Genomic DNA, 19346 nt, shown 5'->3' with positions numbered 1-19346 from the left:
GACTGTCTTACTGGGCCAGGGCCTGGGCGATCCCTTTCTCCACCAGCGGCGCCATGATGGCATAGCCGGCTGGCGTAGGGTGTACTCCATCTTTGCTCAGGCCGGCGGGGAGCCCGTCGCGCTGGTCTTTCATGGCGGAGTGATAGTCCACATAGACATAGCCTTTTTGGGCTGCATAGTCCCGCATCCAGGCGTTCACCCGGTCGATTTTGGGGGCGGGCTCCAATCCAGGCTTCCACGGGAAGTCATAGGCCGGCAGCACCGAACACAGCACAACCTTGATGTGATTTGCCGTGGCCAGATCCGCCATGGACTGGATATTGCCCTCGGTCTGCTCCAGCGTCATGGGCCCGGTGTTCCCGGCGATGTCGTTGGTGCCGGCCAGGATGACGACCGCCTTGGGCTGCAGATCGATGACGTCCTGGCGGAAGCGCACCAGCATCTGCGGCGAGGTCTGGCCGCTGATGCCGCGATTGATGTAGGGCTTGGCCGCGAACTCGCCGCCGGGCTTGTCGAAATGCCAGCCCTCGGTGATGGAGTCGCCCATGAAGACGACGCGGTTTTCGCCGGCAGCGGGAGGGCCCAGCTTTTCGTCGGCGTCGTGGAACCGCGCCAGCCAGCCGAAATCGCTTAGCAACTGCTTGTCGTGCGCGGTCCAGTAGGCATCGGCTGGATGCCCCGAAGCGGTTGTCTGTGGGACATCCCTGGCGGGCGCGGGCGCCGTTGTCTCCGGCTTGGTGGGCGCTGCCGGTGTGGTGCTCGAAGGCGTGGTGGGCTGTTGCTGCGCAGCAGCCCACGCAGCCGAAGTCAGAACAAATGCCAAACCTGCCGTGCAAGTCACAAATCGTTTCACTTGAACCCCCAAAGAACTGCGCTTCCGATTGTAAGCAAAGGGGCTGCTGCGTCTCCTGAAGCCGCTGACGAGCGGCTGGATGAGGACGCGTCCGGCGAACAGATTCGCGTGTATAAGGGGAGGATGCGGCGAGCCTGGCTTCAAATTGGGCTTCGAATTTGGGGCGTGAGCCTGCTCATGGCGGGGTGCGCGATTTTCTCGGCGGGGCAGAAACCTTCGTCCGATCCAGTGAAATTGCTTGACCATCTGGCTGGCAGCTGGGTTCTCAAGGGCGCCATTGGCGGCAAACAGACCGTTCACGATGTGGAGGCACGCTGGGTTCTGCGTCGCGAATACCTCGAACTGCACGAGATATCCCGCGAGAAGGTTGCGGACGGCGATTCCGCTTACGAGGCCATCATCCTGGTTAGCTGGGATCCAAAGGCGGGCCAATACGCTTGTCTCTGGATGGACTCAACAGCCGGCGGCGCTCTGACCTCGCCGGTGACCTGCCGGGCGACGCCCGCAGCCGAATCGATTCCGTTCGTGTTCACCCTCTCGCCGTCAGAGTCGATCCATACGACCTTCTCTTACCGCAAAGCCACAGATACCTGGCAGTGGATTATCGACGATGAAAAGAATGGGAAGACGGATCGATTTGCGGACGTGGAGCTTTCAAGGAAAAGGTGAACGCTTTGGTATGTGAGCCGATTTTCCACAAACCTGCGGATTCCTGCACCGGCTCCATGGGGCGGCATGTGCGATAGCCTTGAAGCAGATTATGAGTACCTGCCTTATCTGCGACGGCGTTGGCCTGGTCCGCGTCATGGCTCACGACGGCCGCTGGGTTTCGCGGCCCTGCGAGTGCCAGGAACAACAACGGGAAGACCGCCGTTTCGCCTCCGCCAGAATTCCGGAGCGCTACCGCGACTACGACCTGGACGGCTACGACTTCTTCCCGGGGCTCGATCCTTCGCTGCGCCGGGCCCACCAGACTGCCCGCCACTTCGTCGATGCTTATCCGGTAGACACAGCCGGCAAAGGGCTGCTCTTCACCGGGTCCATCGGGGTAGGGAAGACGCATCTCGCCGTGGGTGTGCTGCGGCGCCTCATCCGCGATCGTGGCGCAAAGGGCCTGTTCTGCGATTACCGCGAGCTGCTCAAGAACATCCAGAACAGCTACAACCCGCAGGTGAGCGTGACGGAACTGGAGTTGCTGCAGCCGGTGTTCAACGCGGAAGTGCTGGTGCTTGACGACCTGGGTGCGCAGAAGCCCAACGAGTGGGTGTGGGACACGGTGTCGCTCATCCTGAACACGCGCTACAACGACAAGCAGACGACCATTATCACGACGAACTATCCGGATGCGCCTCCCGGCGGCGGAGCGCAGACCGATGCGGAGCGTGCGGCCCGCGAGCAGACCCTGGGCGACCGCATCGGTGAGCGCATGCGCTCGCGCATCGCCGAGATGTGCATCTGCGTGGAGATGAAAGGTAAGGATTTCCGGCAGACAGTGAAGCGGGCGAGCTTCGCATAGTTTGTCCGCAAGGTCTGGTGTGGTCGTCAGGGCGTATTGCGTTGACGGTCGGCCGTGATCTAATGCCAGCGAATCCTGCTTGCCTATGGACGTGTTCTTCCATGCATTCGGCCCGGCACACCTGGCAGTGCTTGCCTCGGTACCCATTGTGGCCGCGCTGCTGGCCAGAGTGCATCGAGCAGCCCCGCAGCGGAGCGGCCTGATCCGCCGACTTCTTGGCGTTGTGCTGCTGGCGAATTGCGCCGCCTACTACGTCAGCTTCGTCGCCACAGGCGAGCAACTCTTTCCTGGGCATGTTCCGCTCGAACTCTGCGATGTCTCCGTGTTTTTGGTCGCGGCGGTTCTGCTGACGCGCGAGGCCAGGCTATTTGATGTCGCCTACTATTGGGCGCTGGCCGGGGCAGGGAATGCGCTGTTCACGCCCAACTTCACGCACGCCTCGTGGTTTATCTGGGTGCAATACTTTGTCTCGCATGGAGTGATCGTCGCGGCGACGCTGTATCTGGTCCTGTCGCGGCAGGCGCGACCGCGGCCGGGATCGATCGGCCGTGTTTTTCTGATCACCAATGGGTATGCGTTGCTGGTGGGACTATTCGACTGGGCGTTCAAGACCAACTACATGTATCTGCGGCACAAGCCTCCGGCCCCCACACTGCTGGATGTGCTTGGACCCTGGCCGTGGTACATCGTGGTGGGTGAGGGGCTAGCTTTTGGCCTGTTCCTGCTGCTGTACCTGCCCTTTCGCAGGGCCGGATTTGAACCAGTCCCTGAGCGAGGGGACGCCGCACGTATGCCCGAGGAACCTCAGTTGTTCCAGTAGCTGATGGTGCGCCAGTCCTCTTCGAGGAGCGTGCGCCCGGTCTGCTCCGGAGAGACGACCCATACCTTGCGGTGTGTCCAGTTGTGGGCGCTGTCGAACTCGTAATCATAGTAGGCCGCCCACTGCAGGTTCCCGCCGGCATCGCGCCATTCCGCGCTGGTGGGGTTCAGCTTGCCTGGCCCTGCGTACTCGTAGTGCACCCGGGACACTGCGCAACCCGTTGCGCGATGACAGGCGCGCACCTCCATGTCGCCGTTGCCGCGATCAACGACGAATGACTGTCCAAACCGGTCTGGACTGTCTGACGCTTCCCAGAACGAGGCGGGGCTGCCGTGGAGGGCGGCGCGCCGCAGTGCCGGTGCGCCGGACTGTTCGTTCACCGCCATTTCATCCCGATCCGAAGCGGGATCGTAGGTGTGCCGCCACATCAGGGTGCCGTCGCCTGCCCAGGAGGAGTTCTCCAACTCCGTCCCGTCTTTCGACCAAACCCAGGTGTCTCGGCCGGTCGATGTTCCGGTTCCATTCCATGTGAGCCATTCCGAGGGCTTGCCGTTCTCGTCGTAGCGGAAAACCTGGTGGGTGATGAGCGCGCCGTTTTGGTAGGCGTCGAGCTCGGTGCGGCCGTAGGGGCCGAAGCGCTCTTCGCGGATGACCTTGCCCGTGGCCGCATCCACGGCGTGCCGGGAGATCAGGTTGCCGCTCGGATCGCGATCGAGGGTAATGGACTCGCCGATGAACTTGCCGTCCACCACGTCGCCGGAGCGGGTGCGGTAACCGCTCTGGTCGTAGTCGCACGCGTGGCACCACGCAGGCATCACCAACGTGGGGCCAGCCGGCTGCTGCCATTGCACTCGGGGTGTCTGCCGCAGGGTGGTCACGGACTTCACTGCGCCGCCCAGACCGTCCTGTTGAGCTTCAGTCTGATTCCGTATCTGAGCCGCCGACAGGGAGGCGGTCAGGCTGATCACGCCAAGAAGGGTGCAGGAAAGGATTCGCACGCTTACTCCTCCACAAGGTGAAGTCGAGAACAGATCAGTACGATGAGCGGCCTGAGACAAGCTGCTGCCTCTGTGTGCTTGGACGCTCGGCAACCGTGCCGGTTTGTGCGGGAACGCGGTAAAAACGCTGCTTTGAATGCTTGCTGGGGTTGAGGGTGGGCTTGTGGGCTCGCATCCTGAACGCAGCATTCGCGTTCAGGATGGGCACCCGGGTTCGTGGCAGGCCAGGACGGGACGGCTAATCTTTCAGCTTCATGGTGAAGTAAGTGAATACCTCGGCGCGCGTGCGGGCCTCCTGGCGGGCATCGGCGCCGGCGCCATGGCCGCCTTCGGTGATCTCGTCATAGAGGAAGGGGTAGTGGAACTCCTCCATCCGCGCGGCAAACTTGCGCGCATGCGCCGGTCCCACGCGGTCGTCTTTGGTGGTGGTGAAGATCAGCGGCTCCGGGTACTTCATCCTTGGCTTGAGCTGATTGTAGGGCGAAATGGAGGCCAGGAACTTGCGCTCTTCCGGCAGCGAGACCGACCCGTACTCGCCCACCCACGAGGCTCCGGCGGAGAGGTGCTCATAGGCCAGCATGTCCAGGAGCGGTACCTGGATGACCACCGCCTGCCACATCTCCGGATGCTGGGTGAATTCGACGCCCATCAAAAGGCCGCCATTCGATCCGCCCATGATGCCCAGCCGCCGCGAGGAGGTGATTTTGCGCGTGACCAGGTCCTGGGCGACGGCGTAGAAGTCGTCGTAGATACGCTGCCGCTTTGTTTTCAATCCGGCTTCGTGCCAGGCCGGGCCAAACTCCCCACCGCCGCGGATATTGGCGAGGACGAAGACGCCGCCGCGATCCAGCCAGAGCTTGCCGGTGGGCGCCGTGTAATAGGGCGTCTCGGAAACCAGAAAGCCCCCGTACGCGGTCAGGATGGCGGGGTTATTTCCGTCGTAAGACATTGTTTTACGGTGTACGACAAAGTAGGGAACGCGGGTGCCGTCCTTCGACGTTGCTTCCCGTTGGTCCACTGTCAGTCCGCTCGCGTCGAAAAGCGGCTTTTGGGCCTTGGCCGGCTTGAGAGTTCCGCCGGCCCCATCGCCCAGCATGAGCGAGGGCGGGTTGAGAAAGCCGGTGAGGCCAATGAAGAAGTGGTCATCGGTGCGGCTGGTGGCGGCAATCTCCACCGTCTGGTTGGGAGGAACATCGAGCTGTTTCCGCGTCCACTGGCCGTCTTCCCCGTGCGTGTACACATAGGCGCGGCCCTGCACGTGGTTGAGCGTCGTCATGAGGAGATAGTTCCTGGTGGTCTGCATCTCCTGCGCGAACTCCTGCGCGGTGGGAGAGAAGATGATGGACGGCTTCAGGTGGACCGGGTCCTGCTGCAGGTCTTTGAGATCCAGGGAGACGACCGTGCCGGCCGGATACTTTTGGGTTGCGCCCTGCGGAGTCCAGTCCTCATTGAGCGCGACGATCAGCTGACCATCCACCAGCCCGTTCACATCGGATTTCTCCGGGACGTCCAGTTGCTTCGCCTCGTTCTCGACCAGAACGTAGTACCGGCGGGTCTGAATATCCGGGCCGATAGAGATAACGCCGAGCCGGTTGCCGCGGCCATCGCGGAAGACGTCCAGCGCTAGCCCGCCGTTGTCACCGGGCTTCCCGCGGAAGATCTCCTTGGCCTGGTCGAGGCTCTGGCCGCGTTTGAGCATGCGCATGGTGATCGGATAGCCGGAATCGCTCATGGTACCGGCGCCCCAGTCGCGCGAAACCAGCAGCGTGTCCTTATCCATCCACGCCACCTCCTGCTTGCCGCGCGCGAGCTCGATGCCGCCTTGAACGAACTTGCCGGATTTCAGGTCGAATTCGCGCAGGGTCACCGCATCTTCACCGCCGGCGGACAAGGCGACGAGGCACTGGGATTCCTCCGGGCGAAGGCAGTTGAGCCCATGTGCCACCCAGCTCTGATTTTCCTGTTTTGAGAGCTCGTCATAGTCAATGACGGTCTGCCATTTGGGATCAGGATTCAGATAGTCATCCAGAGTGGTGCGCCGCAGGATGCCGCGCAGATGCTGGGAATCGCGCCACAGGTTGTAAATCATTCCGCCGTGAAACTGCGGGTCCGGAAGCCGCTCGGGCGACTGCAACACCTTCAGCGCGTCGGCCTGGAGTTCGGCGAAGTACGGATTCTTTTCGATGATCGCGGCGGTACGTTCATTCTCCGCTTTCACCCACGCCATGGGCTTTTCGCCGTGAATGTCTTCAAGCCACGTGTAGTTATCGGGCTGTTCGGTGGAGGGTCCCTGGGCAGCGCCGGCTGGTGAACCCGACGTCAGCACAGCGGCGGTCATGAAGAAGGCAATCGCAGTTCTTGCGGGGGCAAAAAGGACTTTCAAAGCACACCTTCCTTGGCGAATCGTTGCTGTTGGAAATAGATACTAAAACGGGATAATCAGGCCAAAGAAGCGCAGGCCCGGGGAGAAGGGCTCAATTCTATTCGAGAGCCCCGGGCGCGGTATATCGTGAACATAAGGATCGCGTCAGGAAGGAACTTCTTGCGAAAGCCTTTGGCCTTTATCGCCGCGGCCGCGCTTGCTGCGCTGTGGACACTGACGTTCCAGGCAATCTACGGCGCACACGCGCTGCCGGCGCGCATTCCCACGCATTTTGACGGCTCGGGAAACGTGAACGGCTGGGGCGAGCCCCGCATGCTGTGGCTGTTTCCCATCATCGCCACCGTTGTGTTTGCGCTGATGGCGCTGGTCAGCCGATATCCGGAGTCGTTCAACTACCCTATGCGCGTGACCCCGCTTACCCGGCCGCGGCTTCAGGCGATCACGCTGGGCATGATCGCCTGGCTGCGTTTTGAGATTGTGGGCTTGTTCCTCTGGATACAGTTCGAAATTGTTCGCTCGGCGCGCCGCGGCCATAACACCCTGCCGCCATTTCTGCTGCTGATGACAATCGGTGTGGTGTTTGCGACGATCCTCGCACATTTCGTCGCCATGGGGCGCGCAGCAGGACAAATGCCGGCGGCGCCTCGCATCCGTTGAAGCTGGTCAGTTGTGTCGAGAAGCAGGAACTAGAACGCCCAGAGACTGCCCAGGACCAGAAGAATCGCTCCGACGGTCACCGCTTTATACATGGCGTCTTCGGCCGCTGTGGGGCGAGCGCGCAAGCTGTCCGAACTCGGTGGTGTGGGGATTGTATGTATGTTTTGCGTCGCGGACTGCATGGTGCGCCAGCCTTTCTTCGCCCGATGGGCGAGGAGTTGCGGATTACGGCCTAAAGTACTTCAAACCGATACGGAGGGGACGGAATTTGGTTCCCTGCTTACTGCCTTAGACGCCCGGCGTTTGCGCGGGATGCCATAAATTGCAGGTTCTTTTTCCCCCGGGTATCCGCTGTTTCTCTATCGGCCGGTCAGGTCTTATCTATAGGCCGGCCACTGCATTGTGCGTCTGATTCCCCCAAATGTGAAGCGGAAGTGCCCCTATGCTAAACAGGTGTAAAATTCCGCCGTGAACACTGGCCCTGAACTCATTCGTCCTGCTGAAGCCCGCGAGCGCAATTGGAAGCCGGTTGCCATCGCTGCGGGTGTCGTCCTTATCGTGGTCGCTGTCCTTGTGTTTGTGACAAGAGGCAGCCACAATGATTCGAATGTGGCCCCGGTTACGGCTGCAGCCGACCCCTACGCAGCCAATATGCCCGTCACCAACGTGGCCATGAGCGAGTCGTCCAACCTGACCGGTGGCAAAGTGACCTATGTCGACGGCCACATCGCCAACAAGGGCAACAAGACCGTCACCGGAATCACCACCCAGGTACTCTTCAGGAACTTTGCTCATGAGGTTGCTCAGAACGAGACGCAGCCCATGATGGTGATTCGTACCCGCGATCCCTACGTCGATACCCAGCCGGTGGCCGCCGCTCCTTTGAAGCCCGGAGATGAGCGGGATTTCCGCCTGAGCTTTGACACTGTTACGCCGAACTGGGATGGCGCCTACCCCGAAATCCGCATCCTGCGAGTCCAGACCCAATAAGGGCTGTTGACCACTCCCCTGGCCAACCCCTGATCAAGTCCATACGGGCAAGGCATTTCATTGCGTGCCCTGGATCGGCGCCAGCTTTTATCGTGAAGAGAGTGCGCTTGCCGTTCCACTGTCAGATGTGACAGAAAGCAGTGACACAAAGCGAACGCCGGTTTTTCCGGCGGAGCGGCCGTCTTACAGGCTGGTTTACCCGCCGACGCCGCTTCCCGGAATGTCCTGCGTTGTAAGACACAGTAGGACCTTCACAACTCGGCTGCGTTGCGTCAAAGCAAGCAATCGATATAAAAATCCACAACGGCCCTGTTGACAGCTCATTTCGGTTCGCGGTACTTTGCAATGTAAAGTGAAGCGAGGGGCCCGATGAACGATCTCCACAAAGCGCTTGGGGATATCAGCAGCATCCGCCGGCAGATGGCGCGCAGCACGGAGTTCCGCGGCTACGGTCCGGCGACGCTGGCCTCGACGGGGCTGATTGCAGTTCTTGCCACTGTGGCTCAGCAGATCTGGCTGCCCGATCCAACCGGCCACATCTTTGTGTATCTGGGGATCTGGATCACCACCGCCGCTCTCTCCGCAGGCATCATTGGCACGCAGATGGTAATGCGGGCCCACCGCGTCCACTCGGGAATTGCCGACGAGATGATCCGCATGGCGGTCGAGCAGTTTCTTCCCTCGGCGGGAGCGGGCGCTTTGGTCACGGTCGTTCTGGTGGAACGCGCACCCGGCGTGGTGTGGATGCTGCCCGGACTCTGGCTGGTTACCTTCAGCCTGGGTGTATTTTCGTCGTGCCGCTTTCTTCCGCGGCTGATGCTGGTGGCGGGTGCGTGGTACCTCGCCATGGGGCTGGCCACGCTGAGCCTGGGGGATGCCCGTGCGTTGGCGCCCTGGACCATGGGCCTGGCCTACGGAGCGGGGCAGGTGCTGATGGCTGCCATTCTCGCTCTCAGCTCGAAGGAGAGTCGTGATGTCTGCTAAGCCGAATGAGGGCCGTTTCGCCTACGAGGGCCTTGATCGCACCATTCATGAGCGAGCGCGCCTGAGTGTGCTCACGTCGCTCATCACCAATCCGAAAGGCCTTACGTTCAATGACCTCAAGGAGCTTTGCGCACTCACCGACGGCAACCTGAGCCGCCATCTGCGCGTGCTGGAGAGCTCGAACCTGGTGGAGATTGTCAAAGGCGTCGACAAGAACCGCTCCCTCACCGTGTGCCGCATCACGGCGAACGGGCGCAAGCGCTACCTTGAATACCTGGAGACGCTCGAGCAGGTGGTACGCGACGCCGCGCAGGTGGCCGAAAAAGAGCAGCAGAAGGAAATGGGAAACGGTCTTGCGCCCTCGCGGGCGTGACTTTTTTTGTGTGGTTACTTTGCATTGCAAAGTCAATTCAGGGGAGGACACAGTGAATCAATTCGGGCTCTCACAGAGCGAGCATGGAACACAGGACATACTTCGCCGTTCGATGGGCGTCAAACTGCTGGTTGTCTGCGGCCTCGCGCTGGTCATGACCATTCCGTCGTTCTTCGTCGAGTCGCTGCTCAGCGAACGCACCGCCCGTGCGGCGGATGTGGTGAAGGAGATCAGCGCGCACGTGGGCGGCCAGCAGACGTTTCTGGGGCCGACACTCGCGATTCCTTACACGCTTGCGGCTGACTCCAAGCATGGGGTCTACTTGGTGTTCCCCGCGCGTGCCACCGCGGCCGTGCAGACCCGGACCGAAGAGCGCCGGCGCTCGCTCTTCAAAGTGCCTGTGTTTCAGGCAGACCTGAAGATGAACGCCTCCTTCGACCTCGCCGGAGTTCCGGCAGCCGCTCCTGAGGGCGCGCAACTGGACTGGAATCGCGCCGAACTGATTCTCGGTGTGAGCGATGCTCGTGGCGCGCAGTCCGATGCCATAGCCACCATCGATGGGAAATCCGTCACGCTGGCGCCGGCCCGGATTTCCGCCGAAATGCCCATGAATCCGGAGGAGGGCCAGCTTTCCACGCTCACTCTGTTTGGGACCGGAGTGCAGGACATCGCCAGACCGGGAGCGCAGTTTGCTGTGACTGCGGCGCTGCGGTTCACCGGGGCACAGCGGCTCGCGCTTCTGTCTTACGGCAAGACGACCCGTCTTACAATGCAAGGCGACTGGCCCAGCCCTGGATTCGACGGCGGGTTCCTTCCCGTTACGCGCAACGTGTCGAAGAACGGCTTCTCCGCCGAATGGTCCGTGCCGTTCATCGCGCGCGGCGTGGGCGCGGAAGGGACGGCCGGAGCGATGCGGTCCCTGGATGCCACTGCGCTGGGTGTGTCGTTCATCGAAATGGCCGATCCGTACCAGTCAGTCACGCGCTCGCTCAAGTACCTGCTGCTGTTTCTAGGGCTGGTCTTTCTCTCCTACTTCGTGTTCGAAGTCACGACCGGTAAGCGCGTGCATCCGGCGCAATATGTGCTGGTGGGGATCGCGCAGGTGATTTTTTACCTGCTGTTGCTTTCGTTCGCGGAGCGCATGGGCTTCGATTGGGGATTCCTGCTGGCGGGAGGCGCCACCGTGATTCTGCTGGCATCGAACGCGGGCTGGATCTTTGGCAGCCGCCTGCAGGGATTCCGTTCCCTGGGTGTTTTCGGTCTGCTGTACACGCTGATTTACCTGCTGCTGCGGCTCGAAGACAATGCGCTGCTGGTAGGCACGGTGGCCAGTTTTCTAGCTGTTGCGGCCGTGATGTACTTCACGCGCCGTATCGACTGGTACAGCTCGCTGCCGGGTTCCTCTCTCTCAAAACCCTCAGACGAGGCCGCGTAATAGCCCCACCGCGCAAGGTCGCAGCGGGCCCTTCTGCAACAGGCCAGATCTCGATTGTGGAGATTCCAGTGAGCAATAACCTAACATCGCAAAGCAAAAAATCAGATGGCCTGCATGTGGCCGTCATCATGGACGGCAACGGCCGCTGGGCCGCGCGGCGGGGCTTGCCGCGCGTTGCCGGCCATCGCGCGGGAGTGGCCGCCCTCAAGCGCATCGTGGAGCACGCGCCCGACGTGGGCGTTTGCGTTCTTACCGTCTACGCTTTCTCCTGCGACAACTGGGCGCGGCCTGCCGCTGAGGTGCAAAGCCTCTTCTGGCTGATGCGCGCGTTTCTGCGGCTCGAGACAGAACGTCTGCGCCGGAAGAGCGTGCGCGTGCAGATCATCGGGCGGCGCGATCGCGTTCCGGCGGCGGTGCTGCGCGAGGTGAATCGCACGGAGTTCGTCACCGCCGCGGGTCGGCGGCTCCTGCTGCGCGTGGCTATCGACTACTCTGCCCGCGAGGCGATCGCCCGCGCGGCATCTCTGATACCTGAACGAGCAGAGATGGGGGATGCGCGCGGCGCGCTGCAGTACGAGCTCACGCGTGAGGCCGGAGAAGTGGATCTGCTGATTCGAACGGGAGGTGAGAAGCGGCTATCGGATTTCCTTCTGTGGGAGTCCGCCTATGCCGAGCTCTACTTCACCGACTGCATGTGGCCGGAGTTCGGCCCCGCCCAACTGGACGCGGCACTGGCCGAATTCCGCCACCGTGAACGCCGCTTCGGCGCCGTGCCTGACGCTGCCGTGCCGCGCTCTGCCATTGCGGTTGGCGGTGCCCGATGAGCCTTGTTGCCGGCCTCCACGAACGTATGTTACAGGCCGGGCGTATGCAGTCGAGCAACTGGGATGTCTTTGATGCCAAGCCTTTTGTTTATCAGCCGGCGCGCCTGACGCCGGCCCGGCTCACGGCTGGATACGATTGGGCTTATCGGGAATTCTAACGCTGGTCATCCATCGCGCGCGGCCATTGTTTCATGGGACGGTGAAGCACCAGGCCAAGCACTTTTTCTATGCCGCCGGTGGAAGAAATTCGAGCCGCTGTGGGACCTTATGATCCGGGCGAAACAAGTTATCTGGATGACGCCTTTGCGGGGTGCTGTCGCGGCGAGTGGAGGCACCCCGCGGCGGTTTTGCGGCTCCCGCCGATCTGTTTTCCATTCCGCCGGAGCAATCCGTTCCCACTGGGCGGAAGTTCGAGGCGGGGCCCGTAAGACGCCGTAAGACGGGCAGTTTACGGCTGTAACACGGATCGAGGTGACTGCTGCTCCACCGGTAGAAACTACCGCGATGAGTAAAAAGTACGTTACGTGCACCGCGCAAATCTTTCCACTGCACCCCCCGGGTGCCGGCGCAGGTTCAATTCCTCTCTGATTCCAAAGCACTTAAGAAAGAATGGTGTCACGGAGCACTTTGGCATGCGGGTTGCTCTATACAGGGCGAGCAAGCAGACCGCTCTACCCGCGACTCCATGCGGAGATTCACAAAAAGAATAGAGGAGATTAAATGAAGGCGCGTATTTTGATTCCCGGCCGATTGGCCATTGTAGCTTTGGCATCTGCGATCGCGATTCCGGCAGGCGCGCAACAGGCGCAACCTGCTTCCCCTCAGGACAACCCTCCTTCGGCAGCTCAGACGCAGCCTGCTGCGACCACCCCCCAGCAAGACCCCAATGCAGCCCAGTCGCAGCAGCAGCCCTCCCCCGATGCAAGCCAGCGGCGTCTGAACAACAAGTCGAAGGAGGGGTTCTGGGGTCATGTGCAGCCCTTTGCCCGCAAGAAGTGGGTGAAGCGGCAGACTGACCCAATCAATGATCGGCTTACGGAACTCGATGAACTGAACGCCAAAAATGCGAAGGACATCCAGGATGTTGATTCCCGCGCTCAGGCCGGGATCAAGCAGGCGCAGTCCACGGCCGATACGGCTAACCAGACTGCCACGCAGGCCAGCACTCAGGCCCAGAACGCCAATACTGTTGCCCAGGGTGCGTCGGGCCGCGTAGACCAGATCAACACCAAAGTCAGCGGGCTGGATCAGTATCGTCCCGTGACCGAAGTCGATGTGCCGTTCCGCTCGGGCAGCACGATGCTGTCGAAAGAATCGAAGGAACAGCTCGATCAGCTCATCCAGAACGTGAATGGCCGTCAGGGCTACATCATCGAACTTGAAGCGCACTCGCCGAGCCACGGCACGGTGGGTATCCAGAATTCACAGCGGCTGGCCGCAGTGGTCAATCGCTATCTTGTTGAACACGACATTCCCGTCTACCGCTTGCATGCAGTGGCGCTGGGCAATGCCCAGGTGGCCACTAACAACGCCAACACCGATGAGGCGGCAACGCCAATTCGCAAGTCGAGCGTACACGTGCGGTTGATGGAAAACAGCTTGGCGGCCCAGGGCGCCGCATCACCCCAGGGTGCAGCGTCCTCGACAGGTGCGGAGCGGCCCTAAAACCGCGCAGCCACTCCCCCGAGGCTATTACCGCGCCTATCGGCCCCCCCGCCGAAGGCCGCCAAACAAGCTCTCGTAACAGAGAGAACCAAGGCAACTTGGCCCCCGCCAACCACGGGGGCCGATTTTTTTGTGGGGAGAAATAGCCGTTGCGGCCTCACCCTTCCAAAATCTCGTCCTCATCCTCGTATTCGTCTTCGCGGTTCCCGCGGACGGCCAGCCACGCCGCCGCTGCCACGAACGCAATGAGAGAAACCCAGACGATTCTGGCTGCAGCCCGGTTCTTCAATTCGAACTGGTTCCTCACGCCGATTCCAATGAGTCCCCATGCGACAGTAGCCGCGAAAAACAGATTTCCTCCCGAGCGACGCAGGACGACGAGGATCAGCAGGGTGGCGCTCAGGAGGAGCGCGACGGAGCCGGGCGGCTGCCCGAGGACCAGACGGAAATTGCGCGCGGCAAGGGCGGATATGGCGACACTCAGACAACCTGCGTAGATGCTGATGGGCGCGACCACGCACCAGCGAAAGCAAGGTGCGACGCCGCGCAGCTTCCACAGCGGCATAAAGGCGAAAAACAGGCAAGCCGCGGTCCAGCAGAGCGCGGGAATCGCGAACGCCGGCCGGCCGATGCCAGCCGCCAGCAGCCAGGCACAGCACCCCAGAAAGCCCGCTGCAGTGAAGGATCCCACGCGGCGCAGTACGGCATCGGCCCGGCGCGCTGCCCCAAATTGATAGAAGGCGTAAACGATGCAGCCGACGGCGATGACCATCCACACGGCAAGTTCGTAAAACGCGGGAACAATGGGCGGATCCCGCCGGAATCCGGCTGCATTCCTGGACCAGACGCCGAAGATGAAGGCAAGCGCCAACGTCCCTTGCGCGATCGCGAGCAGCAGATTCGCCCATCGGCGCGTGCCGTCGAGGACCCGCGTGGTCTTCGGGACGGCAACGCGTCTGGGGAACTCGAGTGGAACTCGGGAGTACATTCGTCGGCGTCCTGTGCGCGGTAGCGCTGCTTTCCGTGACGCAGCGATAGGTTGTACTCGTCTTGCGCGCTTCAGAGGCAGCACGGGCGGCGCCCTGCGCACAGTTGGGTAGGTTCTATAGTTCAGGCGTTTCCTGCAGAAAGGCTTTGTTCCCGGTCAAGGTCCCTGGCGAAACAAACACGGATCGCCTCGAAAGCCATCCTCGAACCCGGAGTTTCCATCTCAATTACAGGTTCGTACAGGCTCAGCCTCTGGAGTGGTTCCATGGACTGCAAGTCAAAGATGGCGGCGCTGGTCCTCATCGGAGCGATTTCGGGCTGCGGCGGCTCCAATTCGAGTTCCACATCCGGCGGCAGCCCCACTCCAACTGGAGGCTCATCCGTCCCTTCCAGCCATCATGTCGTCATGGTGATGGAAGAGAACCAGGCGTATGCGAGCGTAGTGGGAGCGACAGCCGTCTGGCCGAATCTGAACAAGCTCATGACCCAGGGTGCGGCGCCCGCCAATTACTACGCGGACGCCCATCCGTCCATCGGCAACTACTTTATGCTGACCACGGGTCAGACCCTCACCGGTAATGACAGCTCGAAGACAGTGTGGAATGTCGATAACCTCGCCCGGCAGATGATTTCGGCCGGCGTTTCGTTCCGGGTCTATGCGGAGGGCATTACCCAGGGATATGTGGGCGGCGACACCGGACAGTACCTGATCCGCCACAATCCATTCGCCATGCTGAGCGACGTCGCTGCCACCCCGCAGACGGCGAGCAAGTACATCTGGCCATTCAGTCAGTTCGCCTCCGACGCGGCGAACAATGCGCTGACGCAGTTTTCGTTCATCGTGCCCAACATCATGCACGATGCGCACACCGGAACTCCGCTGGCGGCCGATGCATGGCTGCAGGCGCAGGTGGCCGGGCCTGTTTCCGCCACCACGGCATTCAAGTCGGGTGGAGACGGCATTCTGATCGTGGATTTCGATGAGAGCGTGAATTCCGATACGACAAATGGCGGCGGCCACGTTGCGGTGGTTTTCTGGGGGCCTATGGTCAAAGCCGGTTACAAGCAGACTTCCACAACGGTCTACCAGCACCAGAGCATGCTGGCCACGGTCGCGGCCGCGCTCAACCTGTCCGGCCGTCCGGGAGCCGCGTCCAGCGCGCCCCTCATGAGCGAGTTTTTCATCCAAAAGTAGCCAGTCTCGCCGCGTCCTCTTCCAAGCGATTTCGTCAAAAGTGTGAGCGCCGCACCCGCGTAAGCTGCGTGCCGCCGATCGCGCTGCCTTCTGTTTTCGTTGTTTACTTGGCACCGCAACGGGCATAAGATTGAGCGCAATTCTCTAAACCACCCTGGAGCGGGGAAATGACTGACCATCCACTGAGGGTGCTTGTCGTTGACGATGAGAGAAATATCGCGGACACGCTCGCCCAGATTTTCCAGTTGCAGGGTTTCGACTCGCGTGCCGCATACGATGGCTCGGCTGCTCTGATTGCGGCCCAGACGTTCGCCCCCGAAGTGCTCATCACCGACGTCGTGATGCCCGGCATGAGCGGCTGGGACGTAGCAATGGAATATGCCAGGCTGCTCCCCACCTGCCGAGTGATCCTCTTTTCCGGCTATGTGGAGATGAACGGATCCGCGGATGCCGAGAATATCGGAAATTTTGAGGTATACACGAAGCCCGTACCGCCTCGCGTGTTCATCAGCAGGCTGAGAGCCGAAAGCGAACTGCTGCATTAGGAAGGCGCTGCGATTCGCGGGGTTCCCCCATTCCGTTCGGTGCTGCGCGTGGCCAACTTTCTGTTAAACTTCGGCATCAAAATTGACCAGCAGTCCTCCACGCGTCAGCGTCCGGGCCGGGGCCTCCGAATTCACCTGAATTGATTGGGTTCATGCAGAACGACACCGCAGAGGTTGGCGAATTCTCCGTCCATTCTGGAGTGGAACGAATCTACGGCTCTGGCGAAACGGCCGAACTGATTCGCGCCAACGACTGGTCTCAGACGCCGGTCGGTCGCATGCCCGAATGGCCCGACGCCCTGGTTGTTCTGGTCAACATGATGCTGCCCAACCAGAATCCCATGCTGCTGTTCTGGGGCGATGAGTTTACCCAGTTCTACAACGACGCAGCGATCCCGATCCTCGGTTACGATAAACATCCTTCCGCCATAGGGCAGCCGGCTCGCCAATGCTGGGCGGAGGTGTGGCACGTCGTCGGCACCCAGATTGAGCACGCAGCGCGCGGCACATCCGTCTGGCAAGAGGATCAGCTGGTCCCCATCTTCCGCAACGGCCGCATCCAGGATGCGTGGTTCACTTACAGCTACAGCCCAGTCCGCGACTCTGCCGGACAGCCAGCCGGTGTTCTCGTCACCTGTCTTGAAACCACGGGGCGTGTCCTTGCCGAGCGCTCCACCCGCCTGGAGCAGCAGCGCATGCACGCACTCTTCCAGCAGGCGCCTGTGTTTTTCGCTGTGCTCCGCGGACCGAATCACGTATTTGAGATGACCAATCCGCAGTATGACCGCGTGGTCGGCGGCCGTAGTCTTCTCGGCAGGCCGGTGGCCGAAGCTCTGCCAGACGTGATCGGTCAGGGCTACCTGGAGATACTCGATCGGGTTTACCTGACCGGTGAGCCGTTCGTGGGCAACGATCTCGAGTTCGGGCTGGCCAGCACAGACTCCTTGCCGGAGGAGAACCGCGTCGTCGACTTCGTGTTTCAGCCACTGCGCGAGCCGGACGGCTCCATTTCGGGAATTTTGGTGCTCGGCGTGGACATGACCGAGCGCCGCCAGGCCACACAGGCATTGATCGATGCACAACAGAATCGCGCCAGCGTGATCGAGTCCATGAGCGACGGTTTTGTGTCTATTGATGCGGACGGGCGGTTCCGCAGCTTCAACAAGACAGCCGCGGACGCTTATCGAGCCCGGGGAGTGGATTGCAACACCCTCATCGGCAAGCCTCTGCTGGAGGTCTTTCCCGACCTGGAAGAAAGCGAGACTGGCGCGGCTCTCATCCGCTGCTTGCGCGAGCAGAAACCCACCACCGCCGAGGGCTGTTTCAAGACCTGGAATCGCTGGTTCCTGGTCCGAAACTACCCGACGCCCGATGGCGGCATCGCCAACCTGTTCCAGGACATTACGGAGCGCGTGCAGGCAGAGCAGCAACTGCACGAGCAGCGCGAGCGGTTCGAGTTTGCCACCCGCGCCGCCCAGATCGGCTACTGGTTCTGCAATCTCCCGTTCGACCGCCTCGATTGGGACGTGACGGTGAAAGAGCACTTCTTCCTGGCACCCGATGCGGAGGTCACGATCGAGCTTTTCTACGACCTGCTGCACCCGGAAGACCGCGAGCGCACCCGCCATGCTATTGAAGAGTCGATCGGTTCGCATGGACCCTACGACATCGAGTATCGGGCGGTGGCTCCAGACGGCCGGCAGAAGTGGATCCGCGCCATTGGCCGCACTGCATACGGTGAGGATGGAAAGCCGCTTCGTTTCGACGGAGTCACCCAGGACATTACCGCCCTCAAGCAGGCGCGCGAAGCCCTGGATGCCGAGCGGGCCCGCTTGAGCGCGGTGTTCGAAAACGTGCCCATTGGGCTGCTGTTCACGCTGGCGGACGGGCGCATCATCAGCACCAATCGTCAGGCGGAGCGCATCCTTGGCCATGCCTTCAGTGCAGGCGAAACCTATCGGGACATTCCCATTTTGCACGCCGACGGTTCGCGCGTGGAGGTGGAAGATCGTCCAGTCACGCTGGCGCTGGCGCTGGGCGGAATTCATCGCGGCGAGTACAGGTACGTGCGGCCGGACGGGTCTTCCATCTGGCTAGAGATGATCGGCGCGCCCATTCTCGACGCGCAGGGAAAGATCGTGGGTGCAGTGGACGCCATCGGGGATATCGACGTGCGCAAGCGTGCCGAACTAGCCCTGATCCGCAGTGAGAAGCTGGCTCTGGTCGGGCGTCTGGCCGCATCCATCTCGCATGAGATCAACAACCCCCTGGAGGCCGTCACCAACCTGCTCTACCTGATCGAGCACAATTCCCAGGACGCCAACGCGCGCAACTTCAGCCGCATGGCACAGGACGAGCTTGCACGCGTATCGCACATCGTCACGCACACCCTGCGATTCAATCGCCAGTCCGTTGCGCTGGCCGACCAGATGATGTCGGGGCTGCTCGAGTCGTCAGTCGCCATCTATGAAGGCCGTCTGAAAAATTCAGGCGTATCGCTGGACCGCGACTACGCGGATACGTCGCGAGTTTACTGCTCCGGCAACGAGATTCGACAGGTGTTCGCGAACCTCATCGGCAACTCGTTTGACGCGACCAAGACCGGCGGTCGCCTTGTCCTGCGCACGCGCGACCAGCGCAACTGGCACACCGGGCAGCCCGGCGTCCGCGTCACCGTGGCCGATACAGGGCATGGCATGCGCGACGAGGTGCGGCGTCGCCTGTTTGAGCCGTTTTTCACCACCAAAGGCGACAACGGAACCGGCCTGGGGCTCTGGGTGACCCGCGAGATTGTTGCCAAGCACCACGCCCGGATGCGGGTTAAGTCGCGCCAGGGCGATCGAAGTGGAACCGCATTCTCCATTTGGTTCCCAGTCGATGCCGCCGCGCATCAGAGCGCTGTTCCGCGGACCTGAACCAGCACCTGGGCGTTACGGCCGGGTGCCGATACGGCGCCTCTTTGTCACAGGCAGCAGGCGGCACACTCATGTGACGAAGCGCACTCAGCTCCCCTTTGATGGGACTAGCGAGCGTCTTTCCACACACACTCTGCGTTAATCTGGATAAGTCACCTGATTCATTCTGGTTCGAGCCCTGAGGCACTCTTCGGTCCTGCCTTTGA

Annotated in this window: 18 protein-coding genes; 14 read left to right on the top strand and 4 right to left on the bottom strand. The window is 61.4% G+C overall.

Translation table 11 applies throughout. From position 1 onward, the window contains the following. Window positions 1–7 precede the first annotated feature (7 nt). On the bottom strand, window positions 8–823 hold the full coding sequence (locus tag VGL22_RS18780; RefSeq protein ID WP_465268486.1) for an SGNH/GDSL hydrolase family protein: 816 nt from the start codon (window positions 821–823) through the stop codon (window positions 8–10). A gap of 195 nt (window positions 824–1018) precedes the next feature. Here VGL22_RS18780 and VGL22_RS18775 point away from each other — a divergent pair, with 195 nt between their 5' ends. The 3 genes from VGL22_RS18775 (at window position 1019) to VGL22_RS18765 (ending at window position 3189) form a co-directional block, all read left to right on the top strand. Further along, window positions 1019–1522: a hypothetical protein gene (locus VGL22_RS18775; protein WP_465268485.1), complete on the top strand. Its 504-nt coding sequence runs from the start codon at window positions 1019–1021 to the stop codon at window positions 1520–1522. 91 nt (window positions 1523–1613) lie between these two features. After that, window positions 1614–2369 carry an ATP-binding protein gene (locus tag VGL22_RS18770; protein ID WP_465268484.1) on the top strand — a complete coding sequence of 252 codons (756 nt, stop codon included), beginning with the start codon at window positions 1614–1616 and terminating at the stop codon, window positions 2367–2369. 85 nt (window positions 2370–2454) lie between these two features. Continuing rightward, on the top strand, window positions 2455–3189 hold the full coding sequence (locus VGL22_RS18765; protein WP_465268483.1) for a YwaF family protein: 735 nt from the start codon (window positions 2455–2457) through the stop codon (window positions 3187–3189). Here the strand turns inward: VGL22_RS18765 and VGL22_RS18760 are convergent. Continuing rightward, window positions 3174–4187, bottom strand: a complete 1014-nt coding sequence (locus VGL22_RS18760; RefSeq protein WP_465268482.1) for a hypothetical protein — start codon at window positions 4185–4187, stop codon at window positions 3174–3176. The two genes, VGL22_RS18765 and VGL22_RS18760, sit on opposite strands and share 16 nt — an antisense overlap. Window positions 4188–4425: 238 nt before the next feature. Then, window positions 4426–6570 carry a prolyl oligopeptidase family serine peptidase gene (locus VGL22_RS18755; RefSeq protein WP_465268481.1) on the bottom strand — a complete coding sequence of 715 codons (2145 nt, stop codon included), beginning with the start codon at window positions 6568–6570 and terminating at the stop codon, window positions 4426–4428. Window positions 6571–6729: 159 nt separating this feature from the next. On the opposite strand from VGL22_RS18755, the gene VGL22_RS18750 reads away from it, so the two are divergent. From VGL22_RS18750 to VGL22_RS18715, 8 genes are all read left to right on the top strand, one after another. Further along, window positions 6730–7227 (top strand): DUF1648 domain-containing protein, encoded by a 498-nt coding sequence (locus tag VGL22_RS18750; RefSeq protein WP_465268480.1) that lies wholly within the window; start codon window positions 6730–6732, stop codon window positions 7225–7227. 468 nt (window positions 7228–7695) lie between these two features. Beyond that, on the top strand, window positions 7696–8217 hold the full coding sequence (locus tag VGL22_RS18745; protein ID WP_465268479.1) for a DUF2393 family protein: 522 nt from the start codon (window positions 7696–7698) through the stop codon (window positions 8215–8217). Window positions 8218–8586: 369 nt separating this feature from the next. Further along, window positions 8587–9201 carry a hypothetical protein gene (locus tag VGL22_RS18740; protein WP_465268478.1) on the top strand — a complete coding sequence of 205 codons (615 nt, stop codon included), beginning with the start codon at window positions 8587–8589 and terminating at the stop codon, window positions 9199–9201. Beyond that, on the top strand, window positions 9191–9574 hold the full coding sequence (locus tag VGL22_RS18735) for a transcriptional regulator (RefSeq protein ID WP_465268477.1): 384 nt from the start codon (window positions 9191–9193) through the stop codon (window positions 9572–9574). Before VGL22_RS18740 ends, VGL22_RS18735 begins: the two co-directional genes overlap by 11 nt. 52 nt (window positions 9575–9626) lie before the next feature. Next, the gene (gene creD, locus VGL22_RS18730; RefSeq protein WP_465268476.1) at window positions 9627–11009 is read left to right on the top strand and encodes a cell envelope integrity protein CreD; all 1383 of its coding nucleotides are present in this window, start codon (window positions 9627–9629) and stop codon (window positions 11007–11009) included. Window positions 11010–11077: 68 nt separating this feature from the next. Further along, entirely contained in the window at window positions 11078–11833 is a 756-nt protein-coding gene (locus tag VGL22_RS18725; RefSeq protein ID WP_465268475.1) for a di-trans,poly-cis-decaprenylcistransferase, read from the top strand. Then, the gene (locus tag VGL22_RS18720; protein WP_465268474.1) at window positions 11830–11991 is read left to right on the top strand and encodes a hypothetical protein; all 162 of its coding nucleotides are present in this window, start codon (window positions 11830–11832) and stop codon (window positions 11989–11991) included. The genes VGL22_RS18725 and VGL22_RS18720 overlap by 4 nt, the downstream gene beginning before the upstream one ends. A 562-nt stretch (window positions 11992–12553) precedes the next feature. After that, window positions 12554–13498 (top strand): OmpA family protein, encoded by a 945-nt coding sequence (locus VGL22_RS18715; RefSeq protein WP_465268473.1) that lies wholly within the window; start codon window positions 12554–12556, stop codon window positions 13496–13498. Between the two features lie 157 nt (window positions 13499–13655). Here the strand turns inward: VGL22_RS18715 and VGL22_RS18710 are convergent, their stop codons facing one another. Then, window positions 13656–14486 carry a hypothetical protein gene (locus VGL22_RS18710; protein WP_465268472.1) on the bottom strand — a complete coding sequence of 277 codons (831 nt, stop codon included), beginning with the start codon at window positions 14484–14486 and terminating at the stop codon, window positions 13656–13658. Window positions 14487–14750: 264 nt separating this feature from the next. On the opposite strand from VGL22_RS18710, the gene VGL22_RS18705 reads away from it, so the two are divergent. The 3 genes from VGL22_RS18705 (at window position 14751) to VGL22_RS18695 (ending at window position 19140) form a co-directional block, all read left to right on the top strand. Further along, on the top strand, window positions 14751–15680 hold the full coding sequence (locus VGL22_RS18705; RefSeq protein ID WP_465268471.1) for an alkaline phosphatase family protein: 930 nt from the start codon (window positions 14751–14753) through the stop codon (window positions 15678–15680). A 167-nt stretch (window positions 15681–15847) separates the two neighbouring features. Then, window positions 15848–16225: a response regulator gene (locus tag VGL22_RS18700; protein WP_465268470.1), complete on the top strand. Its 378-nt coding sequence runs from the start codon at window positions 15848–15850 to the stop codon at window positions 16223–16225. Window positions 16226–16377: 152 nt separating this feature from the next. Continuing rightward, window positions 16378–19140: a PAS domain-containing sensor histidine kinase gene (locus tag VGL22_RS18695; protein WP_465268469.1), complete on the top strand. Its 2763-nt coding sequence runs from the start codon at window positions 16378–16380 to the stop codon at window positions 19138–19140. The last annotated feature ends 206 nt before the right edge of the window (window positions 19141–19346 follow it).

The organism is Occallatibacter sp., from assembly GCF_036502485.1.
GTDB lineage: Bacteria > Acidobacteriota > Terriglobia > Terriglobales > Acidobacteriaceae > Telmatobacter.
Note: the sequence above shows the minus strand (reverse complement) of the source record. Positions and strands in the feature narration are given on the sequence as shown.